An 18490-nucleotide genomic window follows, 5' to 3' on the forward strand; every position below is an offset into this window, starting at 1 on the left:
CCGTGAGCCAGTGCGAACGGAAACCGCTCTAGCCGCGCCCGTAGCGCAGGGTGATCATGCCGGGCTTCGTGCCGGTACACCGCGGCACGAGGCTCGGCTCGGCCCCCGGCTGGGCGCCGAACCAGCTGCCATAGAGCCCTTCCAGCACCGCGCCGACCCAGCCACCCGACGGGTCTGCCCCGGTCGCCACGGCGGGCGCGGCGCAATGCGTCACCATCAGCGAGCGGTCATTGGGGTCGAGGGCGATCTCGGCCCAGCCCCAATCCGCCGTGGCCAGCGCCTCGTTGATCCGCGCTTCCAGCTCGGCGAGCCCGGCGCAAGCCGGCAGCGGCATCAACGTGCCGAACCGGGCGCCGATCGCCCGCAGCAGCGCATCGCGCGAGGCGGCGTCGAGATTGGCGTCGAGTGTCTCGACCAGGGCGCGCAGGAAGCCGCGCCATTGCGCCGCGACGCCGCGGCGGGCGAGATAGCTGAGGGCGTTCGGCTCGGCTGCTGTCATGCGGGGCCCCTCCGGGAAGGCGGTGGGCGGGTTGGGGATGGGTGTGTCCATTATTGGTCGAACCGGTAGCGCGCGAAGAACATGCCCCGCGCTTCGTTCCAGTTGGCGGTACGGTCGTAGCGCAGCAGGGCGCCGATGCGAAGATTCGGCGTTACCGCGTAATCCAGATCGGCCCGCACCCCGCCGATGATGCCGGAGGCGTTGCGCGCCCCCTGTGCGGCCTTGGCGCTCGGGTCGCCCCCGAGGGTCGATTCGAGCTGGGCCTGCGCCCCCGCATCGGTCGGGAAGTAGCGGGCGGCATCCTCGCGGTAGCTCTGGTAGCCGATGGTGCCGCCGAGCCGCCAGGACAGGTCGCCATTGCGCCCGCGCCAATCGACCGGGACATTCGCCGCGAAATAGCTCTGCGGGCTGAAATAGCCGCCATTGCCATAGGTGAAGAGGCGCTGGTTGTTGTCATAGGAGAAGTAGACTAGGTCGAGCCCGGTCTGCAGCTCGTCGCCCGGGCGCCGCCAGATGGTGTAGGACGCCCCCGCCCCTGCCTCGATGCGGCTGTTATGCGCCACCTGCGTGCCGGTGAAGGTCGAGTAGCCGCCGCCCGCATAGAGGCCGATGGGCCCCGAGGCGTATTCCAGCTGCGCCCGGCCGCCGGTGCGCACGACGCCGCCCCAATTGCGGCCCGAGACCGGGTCCCGCGCGCCGGACCAGGACAGCAGGCTGTCCGTCACCGAGCGCCGCTCGGCGGTGAGCCGCAGCCGCAATGTCGGGCTGAGCGCCGGGGCGATCTCGACGCCGCCGAGGATGTTCTGCTGCTGGAAGCCGATGGGCGAGGTGCCGACATCCGCCCGGAAGCTCTCGCGTGCATAACCGAGACCGAGGCCGACACCGGTCGCCGTGGTGTCCCGCGCGGTCAGCCGCTGCCGGTCCGCCGGGCTCGCCGAGGGGGTGGTGCCCTGCAGGGCGGGCGCCAGGGCATTGGTGCCATAGGCACGCAGCCCCTCGACATTGTCGGCATTGAGCTTGCCGCTGGCGATGCTGACCGGCGTCACCGTCGCGGTGATGCGGCCATTCGGGGCGATGGAGGCCTCGAGCGGGGCCGAGATCTCCTCCAGCCGGTCGCGGCCGCTGGTGCCGGAGCGGGTACGGTAGGAGACGCCGCCTTGCAGCCGCGCCGCAGTCTCCTCGCGCACCACGCCGAGCTCCCGCTGGATCTCGGCATCGAGCGGGTCGGTGGCCGGGGAGAGCGGCGAGACGGTCCCCGGCAGGCCGCCGCGGCGGAAGGGGTTGTCGCGCCCGGCCTCGGCCAGCAGCGGGCCGCCGCCGGCACCCGGATCGCCGCCCTGGGCGTTGCGCTGCGCCTGGCGCTGCGCCGCCGCCATCTCCAGCGCCCGGAGCGCCCGGCCATTCTGCCCGAGGGCGCGGGCCAGCCGGGCTTCCATCAGCGGCACGCGCGGATCGGCCGGGCTCAGCGCCCGCGCCTCGACGAGCAGGGCCTCGGCCCGGGCCCAGTCGCGGGCGCCGACGGCGGCATCCATGGCGGTGAAGCGCGCATCGAGGCTGCTCGGGTCGGCCTGCAGGACCCCCTCGGCGATGCGTCCTGCCGTCTGCGGCTGGTTGGCGTTCTGGTAGAGGCGGGCGAGCGCCAGGTTGGCCGAGGGGCTCGTCGGGTCCCGCGCCAGGATCGGCGAGAGCGCGTCATAGGCGGCGGCCTGGTCGCCCTGTTCGTTCAGCCGGTCCGCGGTGCGGATGGCGAGGCCGGCCTGCAACGCCACGGCCTGCCGCCGTTCCTCGCCGGTGAGGTTGGGCAGCGCCTCGACCGCGCGGGCCAGGGCGATGGCATCCGCCTCCGCCCCCGCGGCCAGCAGCGCCGCGGCGATGCCGAGCCGTGCCGTGGCGCCCGCGCGCGGATTGGCGGCGAGCGCCACGCGCCCCGCCTCGGCCGCCCCGGCCGGATCGTTGAGCTGGCCGAGCTTGCGGATGGCGAGCTGGCCGCTATTGCCTGCCGGGTCGGTCCGCCGGGCGATGCCGAGCAGCAGGGCACGGCCCTGCGCCTGCTGGCCGCCGCGCCAGAGATTGGCCGCCCGCTGCACCTCCTCCGCCACCCGGGCGCGGGCGAGGAGCTGGTTCATGTCCGGGCTGCGCAGCCGCACCGGGATGCGGTTGAGATAGCCGGCCGCATCGCCCGGCCGGCCATCCTCCTCGGCGAAGAGCGAGGCGGCATGCAGGGCGTCCGGATTGCCGCTGGCCACGGCACCATCGATGAGCTGGCGGGCTTCGGCCCCCCTGCCCTGCCGGGCCAGCAGGCGGGCGAGGTCGAGCCGGATCCAGGGGCTGGAAGGGTCGGCCTGGAGCGCCTGCCGCAGCATGGCGATGGCGGCGGCCGGGTCCGGGTTGCGCTGCGCCTCGGTGCGGATGGCATTGGCCCGGCTGGCCATGGCGTCGCCGCCGGCCAGCGGCCCGCTGGCACGGCGTTGCAGCTCCTCCGCTTCGGCGAAGCGGCCTCCCTGCTGCAGCACCTCGTAGAGCCCACTGGCGGCGGCGCCGAGATTGGGGCGGCGGCCGAGCGCGGCGCGGTAGCGCGCCTCCGCCCCCGCCAGGTCGCCACGGCGCAGGGCGAGGTCGCCGAGCAGCGCATCGGCATCGGCGCGGTCGCCGGCGCCGCGGCTGGTGGCGCGGCGCAGCGTCTGCTCCGCGGCATCGAGATTGCCTGCCTGCAACTGGCTGCGCGCTGTGGCGAGGTCGGCCGCATAGCCCGCACCGTCCAATGCGCGCTGCCATTGGTCCCGCCGCTCCGGGGCGAGGCGGATGGCGCGTTCCAGCAGGCTGCGCGCCTCGCCGTAGCGGCCCTCGCGCAGCCGCACGAGGCCGAGCCCGCCGGTGGCATCCGCATCCTCAGGGTTGCGGGCAACGGCCGCCTCGAAATCCCGCTGTGCGTCGCGCAGCTTGCCGGCATTCAGCAGCTCGAAGCCGCGGATGCGGGCGAGGCTGGTCTCGTCCGGCGTGCCGACCGGGGGGTTCTGCGCCTCGGTGAGCTTCTGGGCGATCTGCGTGTCATTCGGGAAGCGCTCGAGGAAGGTCTGCAGCGCCGGCACCATGTCGCGGCTCGGCCCCTGCCAGAGCAGCGCCTGCCGCCAGGCGGCCGTGGCGGTATTGGCGACTTCCGGGTTGGCCGAGAGCTGGCGCAGCCGGCCGATGCCGTCATTGCGCGTCGCATCGCGGTAGGTCAGCACCTGCGCATAGGCGAGCTGCAGCCGCGTGTCGTTCGGCGCGCGGGCGGCAAGGCGGGCGAGCCCGTCCCGGGCTTCGGCATAGCCCTGCTCGGTGCCGGCGAGGGTCGCGTAGTATTCCTGCGCATAGCCATCAGGCGGCGCGGCGCCGCGGAACAGCTCGCGGTAGCGCTGCACCGCCTCGGCGGTGCGCCCGGCCTGGGCAAGGCGCCGCGCCTCGGTCAATGCTCCCATATCGACGGTCGCGGCGCGCACCGTGATGTCGGTTTCGCTGAGCCGCGGGTCGGACGGCGCCACCTGGCGCAGCCGGGCGAGGTAGGATTCGGCCGGCTGGCGGTTGCCGAGTTGGGCATGCGCCTGGGCGGCGCCGGCCAGCGCCTCGACATTGCGCGGATCGACTACCAGCAGCCGCTCCAGCGTGCGTATCACCAGCTCAGGCCGGTTCTGCAGGCGCCAGTAATTGGCCTGGTCGAGCAGGGCGTGGATGGCGCCGTCCTGGCCGCCCTGGGCCGAAGCGGCCGCGGGTTGGGCGGTGCTGGGCGACGGCACCGTCGCACCATTCTGGGCCAAGGCCGCTTGCGGCAGGGCAAGCGCGGCGGCCATCACATGCGCGCGGCGGAGCATCAGCTTGTCCTCATGCGCAGGCGGCGGATCGCGCGCCGCCGCAGCACCCAGTAGACCGGCGCGGCCAGCAGCAGCATGGCGATGGCGAGCAGGCCGAGCAGCGCCGCCGGACTGGTCGAGAGATAGATCTGCGGCCAGAGCCAGGGCGGCAGCACGCCATGGGTGTAGCGCCGGCCGAGGCTGTAGCCCTGCACCTTGCCGGCGGTCAGCAGCGCGAGGTCGCCCTGGACCCGCGGCAATTGCTCGGGGTCCTGCAGGGCCGCCACCATGTCCTCGAGCGCGGCCGGCGTGGTGCCGGTGAGCGCCAGGACGGAGCGCCCCGCCCGCAGCGGGGATTCGAAGCCGAAGACGGCACCGAGCCCGTCGCCCGGCGCCGAGAGCTGGGCCGAGGCACGCTCCGCCGCCCCGCCCGGGCTGCCGCCGAAGATATGGCGGAAGCCGCCCAGCATGTCCGGCAGGGCCACGGTAAGGCGGTTGCCCTCGATATGCAGCGGCCCGTCCTGCAGCAGCTGCTGGAGCGCCGGCTGGCGCCCGAGCGCGCCGACGACGATCAGGTCCTTCTCCATCGCCTGGGCCAGCGCCTGGGGACGGACGATCTGCAGCCCGGTCGCCGGGTAGCCGACCAGTGCCGCGATCCGCCCGATCAGGCCGAGGAAGGCCGAGAGCTCCGCCGTGCTCGGCCGGTCCGGCAGCACCGCCGCCGTGGTCGAGAGATCGGCGAGCCGGGTGAAGGGGAAGCCGGAGCTGGCGAAATAGGCGAGGTTCGGCAGCCGCGTGAAGCGGTAGGCCGAGGAGAGGTCGATGGTGCTGTCGGGGTCGATGCCGGCACGGATATCGCCGGGGACGGCGACGCAATCGCCGCGCGACAGCGGCCGCATGTCGAAGCGCAGCTGCAGCTCGTTCTGGCCGAAGACGATCCAGGGCGGGATGCCGACCCGCGCCTCGGACCGCTCGCCCCCCTGGCCGAACAGGCGCGCGATGGCCGACAGCGGCCAGGCCGGCTCGGCGGCGCGCAGCGGGAAGCTCTTCAGGTAGAGGTCGTTGACCGTGGCATCGATGCGGGAGACGGCGACGTCCACGATCGGGCCGGGCGGCGCACGGAAGCGGATATCCGCCCGCAGCGGCTGGTTGCGCCAGGTGAAGAGGTCCGGCGCGGTGCGGAAGGGGATGGAGATGGCGCCGGGTGAATAGCCCGAGACCTGCAGCTCCGTCGGGTCCACCAGCTCGCCGAGCTTCACCGGGCGGTTGCTGCGGATCCAGCGCGGCGCGTCATAGGGCTGGCGCGCGGGCACATCGGGCAGCTGCACGATCGCCTGCTCGCCCGAGAGCGCCTCCCGCCCCACCGCGACCACCGAAGCGGCGGCCACGACTTCCGCCCCGGTCCGGCCGCCGAGCACCAGCAGCAGGCCGAAGGGGTCGTTGGGGTTGGGCATGAGCGTGACGGTCGGGCCGTCGAAGCGCGGCAGGGGCAGGCCCTGGATGACATCGCCGCTGGTCGCCACCACCACCGCATGGCCGCGCGGCGGCGGCGCCGGGGAGACCGGGAATTTCGCGCCCCGGTAATCCGCCTGCACCGCGAACCAGGAGGAGGCGATGGCCGCCGCCCGCAGCGCGTCATTGCCCGCGCCATCGGCCAGCACCACAGGCAGCACCAGCTGTTCGCGCAGCAGGCGGGGGTCGAAGAAGGGTTCGGGCAAGCGCGCCAGGTCGCGCGTCAGCGGCAGCTTCTCGAGGGTGAGGTTGAGGGTCGAGGTGTCGGAGACCACCGCCCAGAGAAGGCCGGAGAGCGGGTCGTTGCACTCCACCGCGTAGCGGCCGGAGAAGCGGAAATTCAGCCGGTTGTTGTCGGCGAAGAAAACCGGATTCACCGGGAATTCGAGTGGCCCGTAGGAAGGCCGGTTGCGGTCCGGCTGGATGGCGCCGACGAACTGCTCGTTCAGCGCGACGGAGATCTGGCTCAGCTCGGGGATCAGCGCGGGCGAGGTGGAGCCCTGCATCACCAGCCTCGCATCCGTCACCACCTCGTCGCCGCGGACGCCGAAGAGCACGCCCTGCAGGTCCGAGGTGCCGCGCAGCTGCATCGGCGCGCGGAGGCCGAGTTGGCGCAGCGTGTAGCTGATGCGGCGGGTGCCGAGCGTCGGGTCCGTGGCGCCGGGCGCGGCGAAGGCAGGCACTGCCTGGGCCGGGGCGAAGGCGGGCGGTGCGCCGAAGGCGGGACCGGGCTGCCCCGGGCTGCGCGGCTGCGCCGTGGCGGCGCCGGCCGCGCCGAGGCCGAGAGCGACGAGCAGCCAGGCCGCGGCCCGGCGTGGTGGCATCTGGCGAGCCGCAGCCCGGCCCGGTGCCGGCGGCCGTTGCGGCTCGGCGATGGCAGGGGCGAGGCGCACCACCTGTGCGGCAGGGCGCCGGCGCAGCGAGAATTGCGAGCCGCCGCGCACCAGGCCGGTGATGCTGACCAGCACCTCGCGCAGCGAGCGCAGCGGGCGGTCGATGCGGGTGTCGTCCCAGCCGACCCAGGCATCGGCGCGGCCGAGCACGGCGCGCACGATCTGCCCCTCGTCGCGCAGGTCCTGCGGGACGAAGCGCACCTGCAGCCGACCCGCGGACCAGCGCAGCACCTCGGCCGGCAAGGGGATGACCTCACCGCCGCAATTGAGCTCGAGTGTCACGACGGCATCGTCCAGCATCCCCTCGGGCCGGTCGGCATAGATGGCCGCGCCGCCGAGCGAGAGGTCACGCGTGTCGCCCTCCACGCTCCGGCCGTCGGGCAGCAGGATCGTGGCCGCGATGTCGGCGCTGATGCGCGCCCGCTCGCGCATCTGCCGCCGCTCCCGGCCCACCGCGAGGCCGGTCATCACCGTGATGAAGCAGAGCGAGGCCCAGACGATGTTCAGCGTATAGGCCTGGAATTCGAGGCTCTGTCGCGGATTGGTCAGCAGCCCGTAGACGCCGAACGCCAGGCCGGTGGCGAGGAAGCAGGCCAGCACCATGTTCGGCCCGACGGCGCGCAGGTCGAAATAGCCGTCGGCCAGCGTGCCGCCCTTGTCCGTCACGTTGAACTTCCCGCGCCGCGGATCGAGCAGCGTCGCCAGGGTGACGGGCAGCAGATAGACCGAGAGCACCGCCTCGTAGATCTCCGACCAGAAGGAGTGCCGGACGCGGCCCTGGATGCGGCTCGCCGTCACGATGGAGTGGATGATGTGCGGCCCGGCATAGGCGACGATCGCCAGCGGCGAGGCGGCGATGATGGTCTGCCCGCCGAGCAGGTAGGCCAGCGGCGCGGTGAGGAAGACGAAGCGCGGCAACGGGAAGAGGAAGTGGAACATCGCCATGAAGTAGCAAAGCCGTTCCGACCACCCGAGGCCGCTCGCCGTCAGCGGGTTCTCGAGGCGGAGGATCTGGATCATCCCCCGCCCCCAGCGCATGCGCTGGCCGATATGCAGCATCAGCCGCTCGGTCGCGAGGCCGGCGGCCAGGGGCACGCGCAGATAGGCGGTGCGCCAGCCGCGGCGCTGCATGCGCAGCGAGGCGTGGCAGTCCTCCGTCACCGTCTCGGTCGGGACGCCGCCGATCTCCTCCAGCGCCTCGCGCCGGATCACGGCGCAGGAGCCGCAGAAGAAGGTGCCGCCCCAGAAGTCGTTGCCCTGCTGGATGAGGCCGTAGAAGAGCAGGTTCTCGTTCGGCACATGCGAGCCGGTGACGAGGTTCCGCTCGAAGGGGTCCGGCGAATAGAAGTGGTGCGGCGTCTGCACCATGCAGAGGTCCCGGTCGCGCAGCAGCCAGCCGAGCGTCAGCTGCAGGAAGGCGCGCGTCGGCACGTGGTCGCAGTCGAAGATGGTGATGTACTCGCCATCGGTGACGCCCATCGCGTGGTTGATGTTGCCTGCCTTGGCGCCCTCGTTGTCGGCGCGGGTGATGTAATTGGCCCCGACCTCGGCGGCGAAGCGGCGGAACTCGTCGCGCCGCCCGTCATCCAGCACATGCACACGCAGCTTCTCGGGCGGCCAGTCCAGCGCCAGGGCGGCGAAGATGGTCGGCTTCACCACCTCCAGCGACTCGTTGTAGGTCGGGATGAAGACATCGACGACGGGCCAGAGCGCGACATCCTCCGGCAGCGGCACCGGCTTCCGGTCGAGCGGCCAGAGCGTCTGGAAGTAGGAGAGGATCAGCGCGGCCACGGCATAGATCTCGGCCAGTATCAGCCCGGTGCCGAGGAAGGTCTGCCAGAAGCTGGTGTAGTCGAGCGTGTCGCTCAGCCGCCAGAAGATGTAGCGCAGCGAGACGATGGCGGAGAGCGCCGAGAGGGCCAGCGTCACCGTCCGCCCGCGGAAGACATTGGCGACGAGAAAGAGCACGAGGCCGCCGATCGCCAGATAGGCCTGGTCCTCCGGCTCGAGCGGCGAGACGATCACCGTCACCGCCGCCAGGAGGCCGAGCAGCGTGGCCAGCCATCCGCCGATGCGGCTGCGCATGAAGGGCAGCCGGGCCAGGCCCTCCTGGCGCGCCCCGCTCATGGCACCGCCGCCTCTGCCGGGGCCGGCAGCAGCGCCGCGATCCCCTGCGCGATCTCCTCGATATCGAGCGCGGCAGCACTTTCCGGCGCCAGCTCGTGCAGCAGGTGCTGCGCCGCCAGCGCCTCCGCCACCGCCTCGTCCCGGCAGACGGCGCCGAGCAGGCGCGGGCCGAGATGCCGCGCCAGCGCCTCCGCCACGGCGCGGGAGAGGCGGGACTGCGGGTCCACCTGGTTCAGCACCACCCGCACCCGGCCAGTATGGAGCGCGGCCATGGTGCCGGTGCCGAGGAAACGGCCGCTATCGATCTCGGGTACCAGGGCGGCGCTGGTCGCATCGGCCAGCAGCACGGCCACCACGAGGTCGGCGATCGGCGCCAGCAGGTGCAGCGGGTGAGAGGGTCCCGGTGGCAGATCGGCGACCACCACCAGCGCCGGATCGGCCAGCATGGCGCGGAGCGGCGCGAGCAGCAGCTCCGGCTCCCGCTCGAGGGCGGCGTTGAGGCGCAGCGCAGCGTGGATGTCGTTCGTCCCGTGAGGCAGCAGCCCGACGCCGCAGGCGGTGTGCCGCACCAATTCCTGCCAGTCCGGCCGCTGCGGCAATTCCGTCACGAAGCCCGCGCCATCGCGCACCGGCAGGCCGAAATGCAGGCGGAGCGCATTCTGGGGATCGAAGTCGATCGCCAGCACGCACCGCCCGGCCCGGTGGAGCGCCTCGGCAAGGTTGGCTGCGAGCGTGGTCTTGCCGACGCCTCCCTTCGGCGCGGCGACGCAGATCAGAGGCATGGGAGTTTCCCCGGGGCTATTGCGGGCCCGCCCGCCCGCCCGCAATGCGGAAGGCGGCGAAGGGCGATTTGCCGGACGGGGAGCCAGTAGCGACCAGCCGCATCACCTCGGATAGCGGCAGTGTCACCTGCGCGGCCGGCAACAGGCCCGAATCCGGGAGGGGGCTTGGCCATGGCGCTTGCGGCACACCCTGGGCGGCGGCGCCAAGCAGGGCCGCCAGCGTCCCGCCCGTGGCCTGGGGCGGGGCGCCTGGCGGGAAGGCAGGCACGGGCAGGACAGCCGGGGGGGCGAGAGCCTGCAGGAGATGCTGGTGTGCCTCCGCCGATCCGGCTGGCAGGCGGGGCGGCACCGGTTGGGGCGTGGAGGCCACCGGCCGCGGCGCCGCCTCGGCGATGGATGGGTCGGGCTGCGGGGGCGCGGGGCGTGGCGCCGCCTCCGCCTGCCTCGGCGCGGGGGCGGGGGCGGGCACGGGGTAGCTCAGATCGACCGGGCCGGGGGATGGGCGGCTGGCATAATCGGCGGGCAACGGGATGAAGCTTGCCGGCGGGCCACCCGCCAAGGGCGCCGAGGGTTCGGCCGGCATTGGGACGGATCGTGCCTCGGTCGCGGCAGCCTCTATCGCGGCGCCGAGCAGCGGGAATGAATTTGAGACATCCGCTTGCGGGTGAGCGGTGCCGCGCACCGGCTCATTACCGAAGCTCCTATAGCGAATTCCGGGCGACTTCAGGGCTGCCGCCACGCGCACCACATCGGAATCCTGCCCCATCACAAACCGGTTCCCCACATTGAGAACAAGATGCCGTGAAGTGACGCAAAACGGAACAGGTTTTTATACGGTTCGTCAGGATTGATGCAGAATTACCCCGGCTTAGCGCCAGGCGGCCCGCACCAGGAGGCTGAGCGCCGCCGAGTAATAATCCGGTGATTGCGCCACCGAGGGCAGCAGGGGATGGGAAATTGGTGAGGCGATCCGCTGCCCGGCCACGAGGCGGGCAATGGCCATCACGCCCGGCGAGGCCGGGTAGCTTGCCAGGCTGTCATTGGTGAGATCCGTCCAGGCCGGCACGTACAGATGCGCGGGATCGGTCCAGAAATTGCGGACACGCGCCAGGGCCGGCTCGCCATGCAGGCCTGCCCAGGCGAGGTAGAGCGGCACCCGCACGGCATCGAAGGAGAAGCGAGGCGGCCAATTGCTGGAGAGGCTCAGCCCGCCATCGGCCTTCCTCAGCACCAGCCAGTCCGGCGGCAGCCCCCAGCGCCCGAAGCGGCAGGCCCTGAGGAGCATGAGCCCATCCGCCGCCACGCGTACCCAGGCCGGGTCCGGCACGGCCCGGGCCAGGGATGCGAATGCGGGAAAGACGTAATAGGAGGGGTTGATAACGGTGCTGTCGGCCTGTTCGAAACCCCGTGCGCCGGGCAGCAGCACGCTGAAGGGCCCGGCCCGGCGAACCAGGAGGCGCAGGATGTCCCGCGTGATGGCAGTGCCGAGCGCGGTATAGTCCGGCACGCCCCAGCGCTCGCCGGCGTCCAGCAGCGCCCAGGCGATGCAGATGTCGCCATCCGTCGCGTTGTTCGGGTCATCCACGGGCAAGGCCGCGTCAGGCCGGTAGCGCCAGGCATGCAGGTTGTCACCCGGGCGGCGCAGTACGCGCCGTGTCCAGGCCAGGATGCGCTCGAAGGCGGGGCGGTCCTCGGCCTGCAGCGCGAAGAGCAGCGCCCAGCCCTGCCCTTCGGAATGGGAGACGCCGCCATTGCCGCTATCGGCCACCCGGCCTTCCGGCATCAGGAAGCGGTCCTGGAAGGCCTGCCATTCGGCACGATAGGCCAGGCCAGGATCCGAGGCCCAGGCCGGGCGCGTGGCGGCAAGGGCCACCAGGCCGGCCAGCGCCTTGCGGCGCGGGAGGCTGGCTCGCAACAGGGAGGGCAGGGTCGTCATCGGCACCGGCCCGCTCTCGGTCAGGGGTTACACAGGCCACGACACTATCGTGGCGCCCACAGCCTGCCAACTTCAGGTTGCTGAAATCTCTGCGAATGCACAATTTTTGTGGCATGGCAGGGGCTTGCCACGGCACCGGTCTCGCGGTCCCCTGCCGGTGCGCCAATGATGCGGGGGAATCGCTCCATGACCAGGCTTGCCACCTTCTCCGATGCCAAGGGTCCGCGCCTCGGCGCCGTGCTGGAGGATGGCCGCATCCTCGACCTGGCCGCGACCGGCGGCCTGCCGGCCGACATGCTGTCGCTCATCGATGCCGGCCCCGGCGCGCTCGCCGCCGCACGGGCCCTCGCCGCCGCCCCGCCCGCGGCCGGGGTGCTGCCCGCCGGCAGCTATACCCTGCTCGCGCCGGTCCCCCGGCCGCGCCGCAATGTCTTCTGCGTCGGCCGCAACTACATGGACCATGTGGCCGAGGGCGACCGCACCCGCGGCATCACCCAGTCCGAGCTGCCGAAATTCCCGCAATTCTTCACCAAGGCGCCGGAGACGGTGATCGCGCCCGAGGCACCGATCCCGCCCCATACCGGCGTCACCGAATGGCTGGACTATGAGGTGGAACTCGCCTGCGTCATCGGCCGCGAGGGCACCAATATCAGCCGGGAGGATGCGCTCTCCCATGTCTTCGGCTGGACGATCGGCAATGACGTGACGGGGCGCGAATTGCAGCGCCGCTACGGCCAGTGGTTCAAGGGCAAGTCGCTCGACCGCTCCTGCCCGCTCGGGCCCTGGATCGTCCCGGCCGACGAGCTGGATGCGCTGAACACCGGCATCCGCTGCTTCGTCAACGGCGAGAAGCGGCAGGACAGCCATACCTCCAAGATGATCTTCGATGTGCGCGAGATCATCCACCAGCTCTCGCTCGGCTTCACCCTGCGCCCGGGCGACGTGATCATCACCGGCACGCCGGAGGGTGTCGGCTATGCCATGCAGCCGCCGCGCACGCTGAAGCCGGGTGACGTGATCCGCTGCGAGATCGACGGCATCGGCACGCTCACCAACACCGTCGCGGAGAGCTGACCATGCAGGCGTCGTTCGGGCGCCCGCCGTGCCGGGCCTTGGTCAAGGCCTCGATGATGGTCGGCTCCACCCTGGCGGTGCCGGGAACGGCGGAGCCTTGCGGGCGGATAGTCCCGGGCGGCGCCCCATGACCTCGGCCCTGGCCCGCAGCGCAGGTTTTTGCAGCCGCTTCGGCCTGCGCCTGCCGATCCTGCTCGCCCCCATGGCCGGGGCCTGCCCGCCCGCGCTCTCCATCGCAGTGGCCAATGCGGGGGGCATGGGGGCCTGTGGCGCGCTGCTGATGCAGCCGGCCGCCATCCTCGCCTGGGCGGCGGAGCTGCGCGCCGCCACGAACGGCCCCTTCAACCTGAACCTCTGGATCCCCGACCCGCCGCCGCGGCGCGACCCGGCCCACGAGGCGGCGCTCCGGCGCTTCCTCGGCGGCTGGGGGCCGGAGGTGCCACCCGAGGCCGCCGATGCCGCACCGCCCGACTTCGCCGCGCAATGCGAGGCGCTGCTCGAGGCGGCGCCGGCCGCGGTCTCCTCCATCATGGGGCTTTTCCCCGCGCCCTTCGTCGAGCGGCTGAAGGCGCGGGGCATCACCTGGATGGCCACGGTCTCGACCGTGGCCGAAGCGCGGGCCGCCGAGGCGGCGGGGGCCGACATCCTGGTCGCGCAGGGGGCGGAGGCCGGTGGCCATCGCGGCAGCTTCGATGCCGGGACGGCCGAGGCAGGGATGGTCGGCCTCCTCGCCCTGGTGCCCGCCGTGGTGGATGCGGTGCGCCTGCCCGTGGTGGCAACGGGCGGCATCGCCGATGCGCGGGGCGTGGCCGCGGCGCTCGCGCTCGGCGCCTCGGCGGTGCAGATCGGCACCGGCTTCCTCCGCGCGCCCGAGGCGAGGATCGCGCCGGCCTGGGCCGATGCCCTGGCCGCGACGCCGCCCGAAGGGACGCGGGTGAGCCGCGTCTTCAGCGGCCGCGCCGGGCGGAGCATCGCCACCGCCTATGTGGCGGCGGCCACCGCGCCGGATGCGCCGCCGCCCGCCCCCTACCCGGTCCAGCGCGGCCTGACCGGCCCGATGCGGGAGCTGGGCACCAAGGGCAACGACATCGACCGTATCCAGGCCTGGGCCGGGCAGTCGGCCGCCCTCGCCCGGGCCGAGCCGGCCGGGGAGATCGCCCGCGCGGTCTGGGACGGGGCGCGGCGGCTCCTGGCCTGAGCCTTTGCGCGGCAGGGCCATTGCCCAGGGGAATTCCAGGATGCCGAGCCGTCGCCACGCCCTTCTCGCGCCCCTTGCCCTGGCGGCCTGCGCCAACCCGTTGCCGGAGGCCGCCGCGCCGGGGCATCCATCCAGGGCGGCGGCGCTGCTGGCCGGGAGCGCCGAGGCGCATGGGCTGGGCACCTTCCGGCGCATCCGGGATGTCTCCCTTCGCTATGAGGGGGAATGGCCGCCGGTCATCGGCCGGCTGCAGCCGGTGCTGGTCGATCAGGGTTTCCGTGGCGGCTCCGAGGAGAGGCTGCTGCCGCGGGAGGGGCTGGTGGCGCAGGCCCATGCCGGGCCAGCGGGCAGCAAGCAGGTGGTGCGGCGGCCCGGCGCGGTCCGCGTCTGGTTCAACGGGGTGGAGTCGGAGGATGCCGAGCGCCAGGCGGCAGCCGCCCTGGTCGCCGACGGCTATCTGCTGTTCCTGCTCGGCCCAATGCTGCTGGCCGGCGGCTGGCCGGGCCGGGAGGCGCCGCGCCTCGAACTCGCCGGGGAGGAGGAGGTGGAGGTCGGCGGCATTCGCCGGCGCTGCGACCTGCTGCGGGCCAGCATGGTGCCCGGCCTCGGCGCCTCGCCCGCCGAGCGGCTGCTGCTCTTCATCGACCGGGAGGAGCGGCTGATGCGGCGGGTGCGCTTCGGGCTGGAAGGGCTCCGCTCGACCCGCGGCGCGGTGGCCGAGGTGGATGCCTGGGACCATGTGACCCTGGGCGGGGTCCGCTGGCCGAGGCGCTTCCACGAGCGGCTGCTGCGGCCCCTCCCCCTGCCCGTGCATGACTGGCGGCTGACCGGCCTCGATCTCGACCGCGGAATAGCCCCGCGAGAGATCGAAGGGCCCGCCTTCACCGGCCGCGCCGTGGCGCCGGCCGCCTGAGCCTATTCCGCCGCCTGGCGGATGGCGGCAGTCGGCAGCACGGCCTGCAGGGCGGTGACCAGGGCGGCGATCATCGCATCCGTATGGAAGGGCGTGGCGCAGAGGCGCAGCCGTTCCGTGCCGCGCGGGACGGTCGGGTAGTTGATCGGGGTGGCGTAGATGGCGTGGTCCTCGAGCAGGCGCCGGGCGACCTGCCGGCAGAGCTCCGCCTCGCCGACCCAGACGGGGACGATATGGCTCGGCCCGTCGAGCCGCGGCAGGCCGGCGGCATCGAGCGCCGATTTCAGCGCCGCCGCCCGCTCGGCCAGCGCCACGCGGCGCTCCGGCAGGCGCTTCAGCACCCGCACGCTCTCGAGCGCCGCTGCCGCCACGGCGGGCGGCAGGGAGGTGGTGAAGATCAGCCCGCCCGCGGTGCTGCGGATGTAGTCGACCATGTCGGCATCGCCGGCGATGTAGCCGCCGAAGACGCCGAAGCCCTTGGCGAGCGTGCCCTCGATCAGGTCGACGCGGTGGGCCACGCCGTCCCGCTCCGAGATGCCGCCGCCGGTCGCGCCGTAGAGGCCGACGGCATGGACCTCGTCGAGATAGGTCATGGCGCCGTAGCGCTCGGCGAGGTCGCAGATGGCGCCGATCGGGGCGATGTCGCCATCCATGGAATAGACGCTCTCGAAGGCGATCAGCTTGGGCGCCCCGGAGGGCGCGGCGGCCAGCTTCGCCTCCAGGTCCTGGAGGTCGTTATGCCGCCAGATCACCCGGCCGGCGCCCTTGGCGCCACGCATGCCGGCGATCATCGAGGCGTGGTTCTTGGCATCCGAGAAGACGATGAAGCCCGGCAGCGCCTCCAGCACCGCGGCGATGCCGGCCTGGTTGGCGATGTAGCCGCTGCCGAAGAGCAGCGCGGCGGGCTTGCCGTGCAGCGAGGCGAGCTCCGCCTCCAGCGCCACATGCAGCGGCGAGGTGCCGGAGATGTTGCGGGTGCCGCCGGCGCCGGCGCCGTGCTCCTCGACCGCCCGCGCCGCCGCGGCCAGCACCTGCGGGTGGGCGCCCATGCCGAGATAGTCGTTGGAGGACCAGACCGTCACCTCCCGCACCCCGTCCGGCCGGTGCCAGCGGTAGAGCGGGAAGCGGCCCGAGAGCTTCTCCAGATGGGCGAATTCGCGGTAACGGCCCTCACGGCGGAGGGCAGCAAGGTTCGCCTGGCAATGGGCGAGGAAGGCGCGGCGCGTGTCCATCAGGTCCGGCATCTCGAGAATACCCCCGCCATATGTCCGCATCGCGGCAAAAAGCCAATTGATCCAGCGCAACCCAGCCTCCCGTTACAGTCATGCGGAAGGCGGTTCCCATGGAGCATGACCGGCAGGTTCGGGTCTTGTCCGAACGGGCGGCCGGGCGCGTGGCGGGGCGCTAGCCGTTCAGCAGCCGGTCGATCTCGGCCTGGGCGAGGTCGGGGCCGGCCTGCTCGGGTGCCGCCACGGTATGCATCATCGCCGTGACCGTGACGGTCTCGACCGGCGCGGCCCCGCCCGGGATCATTCCCTCCAGCATCTGCTCGACCTGCTGGAGGTGCTGGATGGCCCGGCGGATGCGCTGGCCGGTCACGTCCTGGAAGCTGCAGGCCTCGAAGATCGAACTGACCTTCTCGGAGACGAGGCGGAGCGAGGCGGCATCCTGCTTGTCGCCATCCAGCCAGGCCTGGATGGCCTCCGCCGCCTCCATGATGGTGTTGGCGGCCGCCTCGGTCGCCTGCACCACGGCCTCCAGCTCGACGCCGCTGTTCCGCGTGGTGGCGGCCGGGATGGCAACGAGGCCGGCGATCTGCTCATGGATCCGGGTGAGCTGGCCCGAGAGGTTCTCCTCGGAATAGTCGACCAGCTGCACCGTGGCATGCACCTCGGCGCTCAGCTCGGCGATCCGCCGGTCGATGAAGCCGCGAAGCTCGGCGAACATCCCGCCCATTTCGGCGCGCAGCCCCAGCATCTCCTCGGCGGTTCCTGCCTGCATCGCCTTCCTCTCCTGCCCGGGAGGTGCCGGGCCCGGGCGGATCATGCGGCCGGAAGAATGAAGACCCTGTTTATGGAACCGCGCCGCTGCGCTACCACCACCGGCATGACGGTCAGCATCGATCTCGGCCAGACGGATGGCGGCGCCCCTGCGCTGCTCGATCTCGAGGAACTGCTGGCCACAAGGCTGCTGGTCCAGGGCAATTCCGGCTCCGGCAAGTCCCACTTGCTGCGGCGGCTGCTGGAGGGCAGCGCCGCCTGGGTCCAGCAGGCGGTGATCGACCCGGAGGGGGATTTCGTCACCCTCGCCGAACGCTACGGCCATCTCGTCATCGATGGGGCCGCCCATTCCGAGGCCGGGCTGCAGCTCGCCGCCGAGCGCATCCGCCAGCACCGCGTCTCCGTCGTGCTCGACCTCGAGGGGCTCGATACCGAGGGGCAGATGCGCCGCGCCGCCGCCTTCCTCGGCGGGCTCTTCGATGTGGACCGCAGCCACTGGACGCCGATGCTGGTGGTGGTGGACGAGGCGCAGCTCTTCGCCCCCATGGCCGCCGGCGAGGTGGCGGACGAGGCGCGCAAGGTCTCGCTCGGGGCCATGACCAACCTGATGTGCCGTGGGCGGAAGCGTGGCCTCGCCGGCATCATCGCGACGCAGCGCCTGGCGAAGCTCGCCAAGAACGTCGCGGCCGAGGCCAGCAATTTCCTCATGGGCCGCACCTTCCTCGATATCGACATGGCCCGCGCCGCCGACCTGCTGGGGATGGAGAAGCGCCAGGCGGAGATGTTCCGCGACCTGCGGCAGGGGCATTTCATGGCGCTCGGCCCGGCGCTGGCCCGCCGGCCGCTGCCGGTGCGGATCGGCCCGGTGCAGACCGAGTCGCGTGGCGCGGCGCCGAAGCTGACGCCGCTGCCGGCACAGCCGCTCGAGGATGCACGGGCCATCATCCTCCAGCCGCCCGCGCCGGAGGCCCCGCGGCCGCGCCGCACCCCGCCGCCCCCGCCGCCCGACATCCTCGCCCAGCTCGCCGCCGCGCGGCCCACGCCGCCGCCCACCGCCCTGCCGCCACCCTCGCCGGAAGCCGAGGCCGCGCAGCGCCGCCGGCTGGAGGCGGTGATGCGGCAGGTGCTGGCCGACCCCGAGAGCGGGTACCGCCCGGTCCCGGTGCTCTACCAGGACTTCCTCGTGCGCTGCCGGATCGAGCAGCTCGGCAGCAAGCTGCCCGACCTCGTCGCCTTCCGCCGGCTGCTCGCCATCGCCAAGGCGGGCGTGCCGGCCGAGGTGGCGGAGAGCGCGGACTGGGCCGAGGCCACCGCCCGCGCCGCCACGCTGCCGGACGATCTCCAGGGCGTCTTCCTGCTGCTGGCCCAGGCCGCGCTGACCGGTGCGCCCTGCCCGTCGGATGCCGCCATCGCCCGCGCCTATGGGACCCGCTCGGCCAGCCGGGCACGGCGGGCGCTCGGATTCATCGAGGAGCAGGGTGCCATCGTCACCCGGCCGGACCTCACCGGCCGCCGCATCGTGACCATCGCCGGAGCGGGCTGGGAGACGGCGCCAGGCCATCCGGAGGCCGAGGCCGCGGCCTGAGACAGGCCGGGGGTGGATACGCGCAGCGAAACACCCATTGCCTTCTCCCCAACTGCTGCGGCACACCAGCTCTCCACGCAATTTCGCGAGCAAGGCGGCGCCCATCGGTCGCGTCACGTCGGCACCCACCGTCCGCAGGACCAC

12 protein-coding genes are annotated in these 18490 nt (G+C 72.7%); 4 read left to right on the forward strand and 8 right to left on the reverse strand.

The window, feature by feature from the left end:
• Positions 1-28 precede the first annotated feature (28 nt).
• The 6 genes from bcsD to BLR02_RS13330 all read right to left on the reverse strand — a co-directional run bounded on the left by bcsD (position 29) and on the right by BLR02_RS13330 (position 11576).
• Positions 29-499 (reverse strand): cellulose biosynthesis protein BcsD, encoded by a 471-nt coding sequence (bcsD, locus tag BLR02_RS13305; protein WP_176849554.1) that lies wholly within the window; start codon positions 497-499, stop codon positions 29-31.
• 50 nt (positions 500-549) lie between these two features.
• Positions 550-4347 carry a cellulose biosynthesis protein BcsC gene (locus BLR02_RS13310; RefSeq protein WP_090663537.1) on the reverse strand — a complete coding sequence of 1266 codons (3798 nt, stop codon included), beginning with the start codon at positions 4345-4347 and terminating at the stop codon, positions 550-552.
• Positions 4347-8858, reverse strand: a complete 4512-nt coding sequence (gene bcsA / locus BLR02_RS13315) for a UDP-forming cellulose synthase catalytic subunit (RefSeq protein ID WP_090663538.1) — start codon at positions 8856-8858, stop codon at positions 4347-4349. Before bcsA ends, BLR02_RS13310 begins: the two co-directional genes overlap by 1 nt.
• A complete protein-coding gene (bcsQ, locus tag BLR02_RS13320) occupies positions 8855-9640 on the reverse strand; it encodes a cellulose biosynthesis protein BcsQ (protein WP_090663539.1) in 786 nt (261 codons plus the stop codon). Before bcsQ ends, bcsA begins: the two co-directional genes overlap by 4 nt.
• Positions 9641-9656: 16 nt before the next feature.
• Complete coding sequence (locus BLR02_RS13325; protein WP_090663540.1) at positions 9657-10223, reverse strand: hypothetical protein; 567 nt, start codon at positions 10221-10223, stop codon at positions 9657-9659.
• 285 nt (positions 10224-10508) lie between these two features.
• Positions 10509-11576, reverse strand: a complete 1068-nt coding sequence (locus BLR02_RS13330) for a glycosyl hydrolase family 8 (RefSeq protein WP_090565511.1) — start codon at positions 11574-11576, stop codon at positions 10509-10511.
• Positions 11577-11762: 186 nt separating this feature from the next.
• Between BLR02_RS13330 and BLR02_RS13335 the strand changes: the two genes are divergently transcribed.
• The 3 genes from BLR02_RS13335 to BLR02_RS13345 all read left to right on the forward strand — a co-directional run bounded on the left by BLR02_RS13335 (position 11763) and on the right by BLR02_RS13345 (position 14761).
• Positions 11763-12650, forward strand: a complete 888-nt coding sequence (locus tag BLR02_RS13335; RefSeq protein ID WP_090663541.1) for a fumarylacetoacetate hydrolase family protein — start codon at positions 11763-11765, stop codon at positions 12648-12650.
• A 127-nt stretch (positions 12651-12777) separates the two neighbouring features.
• Positions 12778-13848, forward strand: coding sequence for an NAD(P)H-dependent flavin oxidoreductase (locus BLR02_RS13340; protein WP_090663542.1), 1071 nt, complete (start codon positions 12778-12780; stop codon positions 13846-13848).
• 40 nt (positions 13849-13888) lie between these two features.
• Entirely contained in the window at positions 13889-14761 is an 873-nt protein-coding gene (locus tag BLR02_RS13345; protein ID WP_090663543.1) for a hypothetical protein, read from the forward strand.
• Positions 14762-14763: 2 nt separating this feature from the next.
• Here the strand turns inward: BLR02_RS13345 and hemA are convergent, their stop codons facing one another.
• Both hemA and BLR02_RS13355 read right to left on the reverse strand, forming a co-directional pair.
• Complete coding sequence (gene hemA, locus BLR02_RS13350; protein ID WP_408735517.1) at positions 14764-16005, reverse strand: 5-aminolevulinate synthase; 1242 nt, start codon at positions 16003-16005, stop codon at positions 14764-14766.
• 160 nt (positions 16006-16165) lie between these two features.
• Positions 16166-16762, reverse strand: a complete 597-nt coding sequence (locus BLR02_RS13355) for a hypothetical protein (RefSeq protein ID WP_090663544.1) — start codon at positions 16760-16762, stop codon at positions 16166-16168.
• Between the two features lie 105 nt (positions 16763-16867).
• Here BLR02_RS13355 and BLR02_RS13360 point away from each other — a divergent pair, with 105 nt between their 5' ends.
• Entirely contained in the window at positions 16868-18346 is a 1479-nt protein-coding gene (locus BLR02_RS13360) for an ATP-binding protein (RefSeq protein WP_090663620.1), read from the forward strand.
• Positions 18347-18490: the final 144 nt, after the last annotated feature.

The sequence above is a fragment of the Belnapia rosea genome, assembly GCF_900101615.1.
GTDB classification, from domain to species: domain Bacteria; phylum Pseudomonadota; class Alphaproteobacteria; order Acetobacterales; family Acetobacteraceae; genus Belnapia; species Belnapia rosea.